General features: G+C 37.5%; 14 protein-coding genes. 12 read left to right on the top strand and 2 right to left on the bottom strand.

Annotated features, from left to right (window positions below; genetic code table 11):
- Nucleotides 1–78 precede the first annotated feature (78 nt).
- From ID741_RS01735 to phoU, 12 genes are all read left to right on the top strand, one after another.
- Nucleotides 79–171 (top strand): SEC-C metal-binding domain-containing protein, encoded by a 93-nt coding sequence (locus ID741_RS01735; protein WP_425514592.1) that lies wholly within the window; start codon nt 79–81, stop codon nt 169–171.
- Between the two features lie 76 nt (nt 172–247).
- Nucleotides 248–1,361 (top strand): peptide chain release factor 2 gene (gene prfB / locus ID741_RS01730; protein ID WP_218324194.1). Its coding sequence is split into 2 segments (ribosomal slippage): nt 248–319 and nt 321–1,361, totalling 1,113 coding nucleotides; the frame shifts between segments, so codons are not numbered across the junction.
- Nucleotides 1,362–1,454: 93 nt separating this feature from the next.
- Nucleotides 1,455–2,144, top strand: coding sequence for a cell division ATP-binding protein FtsE (gene ftsE / locus ID741_RS01725; protein WP_218324195.1), 690 nt, complete (start codon nt 1,455–1,457; stop codon nt 2,142–2,144).
- On the top strand, nt 2,137–3,021 hold the full coding sequence (gene ftsX, locus ID741_RS01720) for a permease-like cell division protein FtsX (RefSeq protein WP_218324196.1): 885 nt from the start codon (nt 2,137–2,139) through the stop codon (nt 3,019–3,021). The genes ftsE and ftsX overlap by 8 nt, the downstream gene beginning before the upstream one ends.
- Nucleotides 3,022–3,241: 220 nt before the next feature.
- Nucleotides 3,242–3,562: a DMT family transporter gene (locus ID741_RS01715; protein ID WP_218324197.1), complete on the top strand. Its 321-nt coding sequence runs from the start codon at nt 3,242–3,244 to the stop codon at nt 3,560–3,562.
- A gap of 62 nt (nt 3,563–3,624) precedes the next feature.
- On the top strand, nt 3,625–5,073 hold the full coding sequence (cls, locus tag ID741_RS01710; protein WP_218324198.1) for a cardiolipin synthase: 1,449 nt from the start codon (nt 3,625–3,627) through the stop codon (nt 5,071–5,073).
- A gap of 72 nt (nt 5,074–5,145) precedes the next feature.
- Entirely contained in the window at nt 5,146–6,000 is an 855-nt protein-coding gene (locus ID741_RS01705) for a phosphate ABC transporter substrate-binding protein PstS (protein WP_438718866.1), read from the top strand.
- A 162-nt stretch (nt 6,001–6,162) separates the two neighbouring features.
- Complete coding sequence (gene pstC, locus ID741_RS01700; protein ID WP_218324200.1) at nt 6,163–7,095, top strand: phosphate ABC transporter permease subunit PstC; 933 nt, start codon at nt 6,163–6,165, stop codon at nt 7,093–7,095.
- Nucleotides 7,088–7,975: a phosphate ABC transporter permease PstA gene (gene pstA / locus ID741_RS01695; RefSeq protein ID WP_218324201.1), complete on the top strand. Its 888-nt coding sequence runs from the start codon at nt 7,088–7,090 to the stop codon at nt 7,973–7,975. The genes pstC and pstA overlap by 8 nt, the downstream gene beginning before the upstream one ends.
- A gap of 11 nt (nt 7,976–7,986) precedes the next feature.
- Nucleotides 7,987–8,787 (top strand): phosphate ABC transporter ATP-binding protein PstB, encoded by an 801-nt coding sequence (gene pstB / locus ID741_RS01690; RefSeq protein ID WP_438718865.1) that lies wholly within the window; start codon nt 7,987–7,989, stop codon nt 8,785–8,787.
- A 149-nt stretch (nt 8,788–8,936) separates the two neighbouring features.
- Complete coding sequence (gene pstB / locus ID741_RS01685) at nt 8,937–9,695, top strand: phosphate ABC transporter ATP-binding protein PstB (RefSeq protein ID WP_438718864.1); 759 nt, start codon at nt 8,937–8,939, stop codon at nt 9,693–9,695.
- Between the two features lie 36 nt (nt 9,696–9,731).
- Nucleotides 9,732–10,409 carry a phosphate signaling complex protein PhoU gene (gene phoU / locus ID741_RS01680; RefSeq protein WP_218324204.1) on the top strand — a complete coding sequence of 226 codons (678 nt, stop codon included), beginning with the start codon at nt 9,732–9,734 and terminating at the stop codon, nt 10,407–10,409.
- Between the two features lie 127 nt (nt 10,410–10,536).
- On the opposite strand, the gene ID741_RS01675 is transcribed toward phoU, so the two are convergent.
- Both ID741_RS01675 and ID741_RS01670 read right to left on the bottom strand, forming a co-directional pair.
- On the bottom strand, nt 10,537–11,487 hold the full coding sequence (locus tag ID741_RS01675; RefSeq protein ID WP_218324206.1) for a 1-phosphofructokinase family hexose kinase: 951 nt from the start codon (nt 11,485–11,487) through the stop codon (nt 10,537–10,539).
- Entirely contained in the window at nt 11,484–12,245 is a 762-nt protein-coding gene (locus tag ID741_RS01670; RefSeq protein ID WP_218324207.1) for a DeoR/GlpR family DNA-binding transcription regulator, read from the bottom strand. Before ID741_RS01670 ends, ID741_RS01675 begins: the two co-directional genes overlap by 4 nt.
- Nucleotides 12,246–12,339: the final 94 nt, after the last annotated feature.

Genomic DNA, 12,339 nt, shown 5'->3' with positions numbered 1-12,339 from the left:
GTTGAAGCAGACGGTGATCAAGTACCACCTGCAAACAGCCAAACGCGTGGCGTGCCACCAACAAATCTAACACCAGAAATGATTGAACAATTCAAACATGCTGGCAGAAATGATCCATGTCCTTGCGGCAGCGGTAAAAAATTCAAAAATTGCCACGGCAAAGAAGTATAAGCTAAAGAAGCTCTAGAACCCGGCGCACTGTGAATAACGGTGTTCCGGTTCTTTTTTAAAGAAAGAAGGAAACCTTTTGGAAAATGCAGAAATTCGTAACATGCTTGACCAACTGCAGGAACAAGTAGTCAGCTTTAGGGGGTCCCTTTGACCTCGATCAGCTAGAAGAAGCGATTGCTGAAGCAGAACAAAAGATGTCAGAACCAGATTTTTGGGATGATCAAGAATCAGCCCAAACCTTAATCAATCAAAATAATTCCGATAAAGCTACCTACGACCAATTCACCCATTTGAGTGAGGAAGTAGAAGAATTAAATCTAATGATGGACATGCAGCAGGAAGAATTTGATCCTTTGATGCAGACTGAATTAGAAGAACGGCTAAAAGAAATCAACAGCCAAGTGGCAAGTTTTGAATTGGCGCTCTTGTTGGATGGTCCCTATGACAAAAACAATGCCATTATCGAAATTCATCCTGGCGCTGGTGGTACCGAGTCGCAAGATTGGGGTTCGATGCTACTAAGAATGTATACTCGCTGGGCAGAGCAACATCAATTTTCTGTTGAAACGATTGATTATCAAGCGGGTGATGAAGCTGGAATTAAAAGCGTGACTTTAATGATTAAAGGTCTTAATGCATACGGCTACTTGCGATCTGAAAAAGGCGTTCACCGCTTGGTACGAATTTCTCCCTTTGATTCGGCTAACCGTCGCCATACTTCTTTTTGTTCTTTAGATGTCATGCCAGAGCTGGATGATAATATTGATATTGAAATTAACCCAGATGATTTAAAGGTGGATGTATATCGGGCAAGTGGTGCTGGTGGTCAGCATATTAATAAGACTTCTTCGGCAGTACGGATTACTCATTTACCCACTGGAACAGTCGTGGCTAGCCAAGCCCAACGTTCCCAATTTCATAACCGTGAAACAGCTATGAATATGTTAAAGGCAAAACTGTATCAGTTAGAATTAGAGAAAAAAGAACAAGAAGCGGCGGCTTTACGTGGCGATCAAATGGACATCGGTTGGGGTTCACAAATTCGTTCTTATGTCTTCCATCCTTATTCAATGGTGAAAGATCACCGAACCAATTATGAAACCGGAAATGTTCAAGCAGTGATGGACGGAGACCTAGATCCATTCATTGATGCCTACTTAAAATGGCACTTAGCTCAAGGCAACAATTAAAAATGAAATGAAAATGTAACCTTATGAAAGCCACTTGCAATGTTAGCGTGTTATAATAGCAAAGAATTTTATAGAGAATTTGGAGAGATAACCATGATTGAAATGCAGGATGTAGTAAAGAAATATCCTAATAAAACAACCGCTGTTCGTGGTATTTCAGTAAACATCGACCGCGGTGAATTTGTTTATGTTGTCGGTCCTTCTGGTAGTGGGAAATCAACTTTTATCAAATTAATGTATCGTGAAGAAAAAGCTACTTCTGGTAATAAATTAGAAGTTGCTGGTCATAATTTATTGAAAATCAAAAACAAAGAAGTCCCTTATTTGCGCCGCGATGTCGGTGTCGTTTTCCAAGATTTTAAATTGTTGCCTCGTAAGACAGTTTACGAAAATGTCGCTTATGCCATGCAAGTTATTGGACGTAAACCGCGAGATATCAAAAAACGAGTGATGGAAGTGCTAGACTTAGTTGGCTTAAAACACAAAGTCCGAGTTTTTCCTAATCAACTATCTGGTGGGGAACAACAACGGGTGTCGATTGCCCGAGCAATTGTGAACACGCCTAAAGTTTTAATCGCTGATGAACCAACTGGTAACTTAGATCCTGATACTTCTTGGGAAATTATGAAATTGTTAGATCGTATTAATCAACAAGGCACGACAATCGTTATGGCAACCCATAATAAAACCATCGTAGATACGATGCGTCATCGGGTTATTGGTATTGAAAATGGCTTGATTGTACGTGACGAAGCGGAAGGAGAATACGAGTTTGATGATTAGAAATTTTTTCCGGCATTGGTGGGAAAGTATTAAGAATATTAAACGCAATGGTTGGATGACGATTGCTTCTGTTTCAGCAGTTACCATTACTTTAACCTTAGCAGGTGTCTTTTTAGCAGTTATCTTAAATGCAGCCAAACTGGCACAAGATGCAGAAGGCGATGTTGATGTAACAGTATTTGTTGACGTTGAAACCAGTAAGGATGACCGTGATGAGCTAGCCAGCCAATTACGTGATTTAAATCATGTAGACAAAGTAACCTTCTCTAGTAAAGAAGATCAGCTAGAAAATATCAAGAAACAATATGGTGATGCTTGGAGCCTATTCAGTGGCGATGACAACCCATTGTTTGATGTATATGTGGTACAAACGACCGACGCCGAATATGTGCGCTCAGTTGCCAATGATGCAGGTGATTTAGCCAATGTCTATCGAGCCGATTATGGCGGTGCCTCGGCAGATCAATTAATTCGTATCGCAAGAGTCGTGCGAACGTGGGGCTTAGGAGCAGCATTATTGCTGGTCTTTGTAGCAGTCTTCCTGATTTCCAACACGATTCGAATTACGATTTTATCCCGTAAACAAGAAATTCAAATTATGCGTTTAGTAGGTGCTAAAAATGGTTACATCCGTTGGCCATTCTTCTTAGAAGGTGGTTGGATTGGCTTAATCGGTGCCATTATCCCAGTTCTGATTGTCACTTATGGTTACGAACAAGTCTATCAATTAGCTGCTCAATACTTGGTGCAATCTGGTTTAGATTTATTGCGACCAAGTCAGATTGTCTGGCAGTTAGATGTCGCGATGGTAGCAACAGGCTATTTGATTGGTTCATTAGGCTCAGTGATGTCAATGCGCCGTTTCTTAAAAATATAAAAGTTTTAGACTGGAATCTTTTGTTCCAGTCTTTTTTTGTAAGAAATGCTGGTGTAAATTGTAAGAATTTTTTTACAGAGCTTGCCTTTAAAAAAATCTAGGACTAAAATAGCTAAGTAAATAAAAAACTGCTACCGAGTAGTTAAGAGAGTGCCAATTTCGTTAGGTCGATGAAGAAATTGGTGGCTCTCTTTTTGTATTTTTTTAGGAGGGATTTTTGATGGCGTGGATTGAATTAATTATTGCAGGTGTGTTTGAAGTTTTTTGGGCGACGACGATGAAGTTGAGTCATGGTTTTAGTAAGTTAAGCTTTTCGGTCTTAACAATTGTCGGAATGATCGCCAGTTTTTATTTTTTGGCGAAAGCTATTAAGGTTATGCCCATGAGCTTGGCTTACCCTATTTGGACAGGGATAGGAGCCGTGGGTTCGATTTTGATTGGGATCTTTTTTTTCAAGGATCATTTATCTTTGTGGACAGAATTTTTTGTGGCTTTATTGATTATAGGCATCATCGGAATTAAGGTGACTAGCGGGCATTAATTGTTTTTTATATTTACCCAGTGGCGGCTTTTTGCTATGCTTAACTCTAAGGGGTGAGGCGTGTGGGGTTTGTGTGGAACAATATTGGGACAATTTTTTTAGTGATTAATACAATCTTATCGTTGATTATTGTGTTTCGTGAACGTAAAGATACGGTCCACACGTGGGCTTGGTTATTAATTTTGACCTTTATTCCTGTTTTGGGATTTGTTTTATATATATTTATTGGTAAGGGGATTTCCAAAGAAAAGATTTTTGATTTGCGGATGCAAAATAAATTAGGGTTAAATATTGAGATTGCTGATCAGCAACGTGCGCTAGAGCGGGGACTTTTTCCGAAGCCGAATACGAATTTGGTAGATTCTCAGCAATTGATTTATATGTTAACGATGTTTGAAAGCTCTCTTTATACGATGAATAATGATATCAAGCTGTATACGGATGGACGTGAAAAGTTTGACGCTCTGATCGCTGATATCCATCAAGCAAAATCTCATATTCATATGGAATATTATATATATCGGAGTGATGCACTGGGGATTGAAGTGCGGGATGCCTTGACTGAAGCTGCTAAACGTGGTGTGAAAGTCTTATTACTCTTAGATGCATGGGGATCCACTCAAGTAAATAATAAGTTTTTTGCGCCGCTGATTGAAGCTGGTGGTTTGGTGGAGTTTTTCTTCCCATTATTTGTCCCTTACTTAAATCCGCGGATGAATTATCGCAATCACCGCAAGATTGTTGTGATTGATGGAACGATAGGCTACACTGGCGGTTTTAACGTAGGAAATGAATATTTAGGTTTGGTTTCGACTTTTGGCTATTGGCGGGACAATCATTTGCGGATAGTCGGTGATGCGGTTTACACTTTGCAAAATCGTTTTATGATGGATTGGAACTCTCAGCATAAGCATGAAGTAGCTTATGATGTAAAATATTTCCCGGAAAACTATTCGATTGGTCATTATGCTAGTCAAGTCGTCTCTAGTGGTCCTGATAGTGAACATGAACAGATTAAGATGACTTATTTAAAAATGATTAATTTGGCAAAAAAAGAAATTTTGATTCAGACGCCGTATTATATTCCAGATGCTTCGATTCATGAGGCGCTTAAGTTGGCATTATTGTCAGGTGTAAAAGTTCGTTTGCAGATTCCTAATAAGCCAGATCATATTTTGGTCTATTGGGCGACCTATTCTTTTGCGGCAGAATTATTGGATTATGGGGCAATTATTGAGACTTATGAAGCAGGATTTATTCATGCTAAAACAATGATTATTGATGAAGGGATCGCCTCTGTTGGCTCAGCCAATATCGATGTTCGTTCTTTTAGATTGGACTTTGAAGTTAATACGATTATTTACGATAGTGGTTTTGCTAAGCAAGTTCGAGATGCATTTTTTGAGGATTCAGAGAAATCTCACTTGCTGACAAAAAAGATTTATCAAGAGCGAGGACTGTTGATAAAATTCAAAGAAGGAATCGCTCGTCTGATTTCACCATTGTTATAAAACTTTTAATTTTCAGTTTGGCTGGTTCATGTTAAAATGAACTAGCTTATTTTTTTGTCAAAGGAGAATATTATGAAAAAATGGTTACTGCCTATTTTATTAGGTACAGTCCTTATATTATCTGGTTGTGCAAAATGGATTGACCGCGGAGAATCGATTACAGCGGTGGGATCTTCGGCGTTACAACCGCTTGTAGAAACAGTTGCTGATGAATATCAAAACGATCATCCCGGCGAATTTATCAATGTTCAAGGGGGAGGAAGTGGGACTGGTCTGAGCCAAGTCCAATCTGGTGCGGTCGATATTGGGAATTCAGATTTGTTTGCTGAAGAAAAAGATGGCATCGATGCCTCTAAATTAGTTGATCATCGGGTAGCGGTAGTAGGTATCACACCCATTGTAAATAAAAAAGTTGGCGTAAAAAATATCAGTCTAAATAATTTACGTAAAATCTTTTTAGGTGAAATCACGAACTGGAAGGATGTTGGCGGCAAGGATCAAGAGATTGTCATTTTAAACCGTGCATCTGGAAGTGGAACCCGTTCGACTTTTGAAAAATGGGTATTGGATGGACAAACTGCGATTCAAGCACAAGAACAAGATTCCAGCGGCATGGTGCGACAAATTGTTACAGATACACCAGGCGCAATCAGCTATACTGCTTTTTCTTATGTGACAGATGATGTGCAAACATTAAGTATTGATAATGTTGAACCAACGGATGAAAATGTGGCGAATAATGCTTGGAAAATCTGGGCGTATGAACATATGTATACTAAAGGTGAACCAACAAAATTAACCAAAGAATTTCTTGATTATATGGTTTCTGAGCATGTTCAAGAAACGATTGTTTCAAAATTAGGTTATATTTCGATTTCTCAAATGAAAGTCGAACGCAATGCCGCCGGCGATACAACTGAATTATAAAAATGATTTCCAGTGAATGAAATTTCACTGGATTTTTTATTTATTTACATATTTACACAAAATTTACAATTGTTACAAAAACAACATAGAAGGTTAAAGAGAAATTGATTTTCGCCTTGTAAAATAGCGGTGTTAGATTATTTTTTTTGAGGGAGTAAAGAAATGAATAATGAAGATGTGAAAAAAGCACTCACAACAAAATCTAAACGTGCAAGAATTGAACAACGGGGGCGCCTGATTAGTTTTGCTTGTATTGCACTAATTGTTTTTGTGGTAGCAGCGATTTTTTATTTTGTTGCCAGCAAAGGTTTAGCAACATTTTTTGTAGATAAAATAAACGTAATGGATTTCTTATTTGGAACTGATTGGAATCCAAGTGCCACTGGTCCTGATGGCAAACCAATGGTAGGGGCTTTACCCATGATTGTCGGCTCTTTTGTCGTTACTTTCATGTCGGCGATTGTGGCAACACCATTTGCGATTGGTGCGGCTGTATTTATGACTGAGATTTCACCTAATAAAGGTCAACGCTTTTTACAACCAGTCATTGAACTATTAGTAGGAATTCCTTCAGTAGTATACGGTTTTATTGGTTTATCAGTAATTGTTCCAATGATTCGTTCAGTATTTGGTGGGACTGGTTTTGGGATTTTATCTGGAACCTTCGTCTTGTTTGTAATGATTTTACCAACAGTTACCACAATGACCGTCGATACGTTAAAATCAGTGCCACGATATTATCGTGAAGCTTCTCTAGCTTTAGGAGCGACACGTTGGCAAACCATTTATAAAGTGGTGTTGCGGGCAGCGATTCCTGGGATTTTAACAGCTGTTGTTTTCGGTATGGCGCGAGCTTTCGGTGAAGCTTTGGCTATTCAAATGGTCATCGGGAATGCCGCATTGATGCCAACAAGTTTAATTACCCCAGCTTCAACTTTAACTTCAATCTTAACTATGGGTATCGGAAATACTATTATGGGTACTGTTGAAAATAATGTCTTATGGTCATTGGCATTGATTCTATTATTCATGTCATTAGTCTTTAATATTTTGATTCGCTACATTGGAAAAAAGGGGGAAATAACAAATGGATAAAGCAAAACGCGCAGACAAAATTGCGACGGGAGTCCTTTATTTTATTTCTGGCCTAATCGTTTGTATTTTGGCTTTCCTACTATTATATATCTTAGTTCGAGGCTTACCGAATATCTCACTAAGCTTCTTGACTTCACCGTCAAAAGCTTATGAAGCCGGTGGCGGGATTGGGATTCAATTATTTAACTCAATCTATTTATTATTGGTTACCATGGTGATTAGTTTTCCAATTTCTTTAGGTGCTGGGATTTATTTATCTGAGTACGCCAAGAAAAACTGGATCACGAATGTCATTCGGACATCAATTGAAATTTTAAGTTCGTTACCTTCAGTAGTAGTTGGTTTGTTCGGTTTCTTGATTTTTGTTATTCAATTTGGCTATGGCTTCTCGATTTTATCAGGGGCTTTAGCGTTAACGCTGTTCAACCTACCGTTATTAACTAGAAATATCGAAGAATCTTTGCGGGCGATTCACTATACTCAACGAGAAGCAGGTTTGGCTTTAGGTTTGTCACGTTGGGAAACCGTAACAAAGATTGTTGTACCTGATGCTTCACCGGGGATTCTAACTGGGATTATTTTAAGTTCTGGTCGGATATTTGGGGAAGCGGCGGCTTTGATTTATACTGCTGGACAAAGTGCACCAGCTTTAGACTTTTCAAACTGGAACCCATTAAGTGTTTCAAGTCCGATTAGTATTTTCCGTCAAGCGGAAACATTGGCGGTACACATTTGGAAAATTAATACAGAAGGTACAATGCCAGATGGATCAGCTGTTTCAGCCGGAGCTTCTGCCGTATTGATTATCGCTGTTTTATTATTCAACTTTGGTGCCCGCGCAATCGGCAAACGACTTCACAAAAAGATGACTTCAGCATAAGGAGCAACATAATGAAAGATTATAATTGGGATGAACGCAATATTATCAGCATGCCTGGTGAAATTGCTTTGCATACAGAAGATTTACATGTGTTTTACGGTAACAACGAAGCGATTAAAGGAATTGATCTGGAATTTGAAAAAAATAAGATTACCGCGCTAATCGGTCCTTCCGGTTGTGGTAAATCAACTTATTTACGCTCTTTAAATCGGATGAATGATGGCATTGCCGCAGCTCATGTAACTGGAAAAATTATGTACAAAGATGTCAATATCAATGCCGATAACATTGATGTTTACGAAATGCGCAAAAGAATCGGCATGGTATTTCAACGACCAAATCCATTTAGTAAATCGATCCGTGACAACATTACTTTTGCCTTGAAACAACACGGTGAAAAAGATAAGCATAAATTAGAAGAAATGGTCGAAACCAGCTTAAAACAAGCAGCATTGTGGGACCAAGTCAAAGATAACTTGGATAAAAGTGCCTTAGCCTTATCTGGTGGACAACAGCAAAGATTATGTATCGCCAGAGCAATTGCTATGAAACCTGACATCTTATTACTAGATGAACCGGCTTCGGCCTTAGACCCGATCTCGACCGGGACAGTGGAAGAAACTTTGGTACAATTAAAAGAAGACTACACCATCATTATCGTGACCCACAATATGCAACAAGCCGCACGGATCAGTGACTACACTTCTTTCTTTTACTTGGGACATGCCATCGAGTATGACAAGACGACTAAAATCTTTACCCGACCAAAAATTCAAGCCACCGAAGATTATGTATCTGGCCATTTTGGTTAGAAGAGTGTGCTGAGAAATTTAATACCTTGAAATGGAGTTGCCAGTTCTACTTGGCGAATTTAGCCTTAGTAGAATGGTAGTCGTACGGAAAATAAAACTAAATTTCTGGCAAGAAATTTAATACCTTGAAATGGAGTAGACGACAAAATATGGCTGACAAAATTATTACTTCAAAAGATTTGCATCTTTATTATGGTGAAAAAGAAGCCTTGAAAGGCATTGATTTATCCTTTAATAAAAATGAAATTACTGCTATGATTGGTCCATCAGGTTGTGGTAAATCAACTTATCTACGTTGTTTAAATCGGATGAATGATTTAATTCCGGGTGTGACAATCACAGGAAGCGTTGATTATAAAAACCGCGATATTTACAGTCCGAAGACAGATACTGTCGAGTTACGAAAAGAAATCGGAATGGTTTTCCAACAGCCTAATCCATTTCCTTTCTCAATTTATGAAAATGTTATTTACGGATTGAAATTAAAAGGGGAAAAGGATAAACAAGTCTTAGACCAAAAAGTTGAAGAAAGTTTGCGAGCAGCATCGGTTTGGGAAGATGTGAAAGACAAACTTCATGAGAGTGCTTTGTCTTTATCTGGTGGGCAGCAACAACGGGTATGTATCGCCCGTGTTTTGGCAGTAAATCCTGAAATCATTTTATTAGATGAACCTACTAGTGCGCTAGATCCAGTTTCGACTGGGAAAATCGAAAATATGCTGTTAGAATTAAAAGAAAACTATACAATTATTATTGTGACCCACAATATGAGTCAGGCTTCACGTATTTCTGACAAGACTGCCTTTTTCTTGCAAGGTGAGTTAATTGAATTTGATAAAACGAAAAAAATCTTTTTAGATCCAGCAAAACAAGAAACAGAGGATTATATTTCTGGTAAATTTGGCTAAAGACGAGACAGAGAGCACCTTAGTGGAGGGAAAAAAATGTTACGAACACAATTTGAAGAAGATTTATTAAACTTGCATAACCAATTTTACGAGATGGGGATGATGGTTTCTAGTGCCGTCCATAAATCGGTGCGATCTTATATTGATCATAACAAAGCATTGGCCCAAGAAGTCATTGATCATGATATTGAAATCAATGAGATGGAAGTCAAATTAGAAAAGAAAAGCTTCGAAATGATTGCCTTACAACAACCGGTTACCACGGATTTGAGAACGATTATTACGATTATGAAAGCGAGTTCTGACTTAGAAAGAATGGCTGATCACGCGGTGTCAATCGCCAAATCAACGATCCGACTAAAAGGCTTGCCACGAATTTTAGAAGTCGAAAAAGAAATCAACGAAATGTCTGATTACGTGAAAAAAATGGTAGACAACGTGCTAGTTGCTTACGTAAAAACTGACGAAAAAGATGCTCGTATGATTGCGAAGATGGACGAAACTATCAATGATTACTTCCAAAAAATCTATGACATGACCACCAATACAATGGAAAAAGATTCAGAAACGATTATTAGTGGAACCGATTATTTACACGTGGCTGGTTACTTGGAACGGGTTGGCGACTATGTGACCAATATCTGTGAGTGGATTGTTTACTTAGCAACCGGTAAAATTACTGAATTAAATTCGAATCGAAATGAAAATTTTTAATAATCTAGGATTCTTAGCTAAAATATAGCTAAGGATCTTTTTTGATAACATGATAAAGCGACCCTCAAAAGTTAGCATTTTGGTCTAACTTTTGAGGGTCGCTATATGTTTACTGAAAAAATAATAGTTATAGTTTTTTTACTGTAATCATTTTGATGAACTTTTTAACATCATTAACATCGATTACGCCAACTTCGCCATGTTGTGCATTAGACATGCCACAAGCCATCGAATATTTTAAAGCATCCTCCAATTTAAAATTTTGCTCGATTGCGTGAGCAAAACCACCAACTGAAGCATCTCCTGATCCGGTTGTATTGGTAATATCGATTTTAGGAATTTCAATATCATAAAAATCGTTATTCACTTTACAAAGGGCACCCTCACTGCCACAAGAAATCATAATGTATTGAATACCAGCAAAATAAGGGTGGTTTAATTCACCTCGTGCCTGTTCTTTTGTTTCGATTTTTTTATCTAAAATTTCACTTAATTCATGAACATTGGGTTTGATAAAATTTGGCTTATAGTTTTCACTTTTCAATAAAGACGTTAGCTGAACTCCTGAAACATCCATAAAAACTGGGATATCAGCATCAATATTTTCTCGGATATAGTTTAGCATTTGTAAGTAAAGTTGTGGATTGTCTGAATTGACCGACCCAGAAATACAAACTAGATTGATTTTTTTTTGTTTATTTTTTTGCATAATTTTTTCCATTAAGATCGAAGTTTCATCATCAGAAATTTTTGGTCCACTTTCGACAATTTCTGTGTGGGTATGGTTATCATGCATGATTGTTATGGCGTTGCGTGTTTCTCCTTTAGCTTGCAGCATATCCAATTCAAACAGATTTTCTTGAAGTAAATATTTGTTCACTAAGGAGCCAAAATCGCCACCTAAAAAACCAGTTAATAAAACTTTTGACCCTGAAATTGCTGCTGTTCGCCCTGCATTAACACCTTTTCCGCCAACTGATTTTGTAGGGGATTCAAAACGATTCATTTTACCCACATTAAAGTGGTCAATAAAATAAGCAAAATCCATTGAAGGATTCATGGTAATAGTTAAAATCATTGAATTTCCTCCTTCAAAACTTTCGTGTAATCACTATAATGCGCTACTAATTCATCGGAAATACCATCATCCGTAATTAAGTAGTCGTGATCACTTAAACGTGTGAAGGTATAAATATCTGACACACCTAGCTTTGAACTGTCAGCAACAATACAGGTTGTTTTTGCTTTTTTAAACGCAGCATTTTGGACATTTCCTTCATCAAATTGAGCGGTTGTGACATTGTTGTCAAAGATACCATTAGTAGCAGCAAAAGCTAAGTCAATATTTAAATTATCAAAGGAACGGACAGCTACTTCACCTATGAATTCCTCAGTTGTATGGGAAAATTCTCCTCCAGTTAACAAAATTCGATAATTTGTATTTTCTTTCAAATAAGTAAAGGCGATTAGGCTATTTGTAATAACGAATAAATCTTTTCGCTGAATTTCTGGTAAGGCATAGTAAATGGTTGTACCAGCACCAACAAATATAATCGAATGATCTGGGATTAAACTATTAATGATTTTTCCAATGTATTTTTTTTGCGCTACATTGGTTTGGATTTTTTCATCAGTAGACAATTCTTTATCAAGAATATCTAGCTTTTGAGCACCTCCATATAATTTAGTCAGTTTTTTCTGTTTTGCCAATTCAGTGATATCACGACGAATCGTCATTTCGGAAACATCTAAACGTGAAGCGATTTCAACTATTGAAAGATAAGTGTGTTTTTGAATTAGATCTAAGAGTTTTTCTTGTCGTTCTTGTTTTAGCATAGAACAAGTACCTCCTTTATTTGTTTTATGTTGTTCATGTTTGTTCAACATTAATGTTCAAGTTCATTATAGTCGCTATTATTATTATTTTCAA

The organism is Enterococcus sp. AZ103, from assembly GCF_051714685.1.
GTDB classification, from domain to species: domain Bacteria; phylum Bacillota; class Bacilli; order Lactobacillales; family Enterococcaceae; genus Enterococcus_A; species Enterococcus_A alishanensis.
The sequence above is the reverse complement of the archived record's forward strand: the minus strand, read 5'-3'. Positions and strand labels throughout refer to the sequence as shown.

What these genes read in the sequence shown, in the direction of transcription:
- ID741_RS01735 (WP_425514592.1), top strand. Translation starts at nt 79, where the DNA reads ATGATTGAACAATTCAAACATGCTGGCAGAAATGATCCATGTCCTTGC.
- ftsE (WP_218324195.1), top strand. Translation starts at nt 1,455, where the DNA reads ATGATTGAAATGCAGGATGTAGTAAAGAAATATCCTAATAAAACAACC.
- ftsX (WP_218324196.1), top strand. Translation starts at nt 2,137, where the DNA reads ATGATTAGAAATTTTTTCCGGCATTGGTGGGAAAGTATTAAGAATATT.
- ID741_RS01715 (WP_218324197.1), top strand. Translation starts at nt 3,242, where the DNA reads ATGGCGTGGATTGAATTAATTATTGCAGGTGTGTTTGAAGTTTTTTGG.
- ID741_RS01705 (WP_438718866.1), top strand. Translation starts at nt 5,146, where the DNA reads ATGAAAAAATGGTTACTGCCTATTTTATTAGGTACAGTCCTTATATTA.
- pstC (WP_218324200.1), top strand. Translation starts at nt 6,163, where the DNA reads ATGAATAATGAAGATGTGAAAAAAGCACTCACAACAAAATCTAAACGT.
- pstA (WP_218324201.1), top strand. Translation starts at nt 7,088, where the DNA reads ATGGATAAAGCAAAACGCGCAGACAAAATTGCGACGGGAGTCCTTTAT.
- pstB (WP_438718865.1), top strand. Translation starts at nt 7,987, where the DNA reads ATGAAAGATTATAATTGGGATGAACGCAATATTATCAGCATGCCTGGT.
- pstB (WP_438718864.1), top strand. Translation starts at nt 8,937, where the DNA reads ATGGCTGACAAAATTATTACTTCAAAAGATTTGCATCTTTATTATGGT.
- phoU (WP_218324204.1), top strand. Translation starts at nt 9,732, where the DNA reads ATGTTACGAACACAATTTGAAGAAGATTTATTAAACTTGCATAACCAA.
- ID741_RS01675 (WP_218324206.1), bottom strand. Translation starts at nt 11,487, where the DNA reads ATGATTTTAACTATTACCATGAATCCTTCAATGGATTTTGCTTATTTT.
- ID741_RS01670 (WP_218324207.1), bottom strand. Translation starts at nt 12,245, where the DNA reads ATGCTAAAACAAGAACGACAAGAAAAACTCTTAGATCTAATTCAAAAA.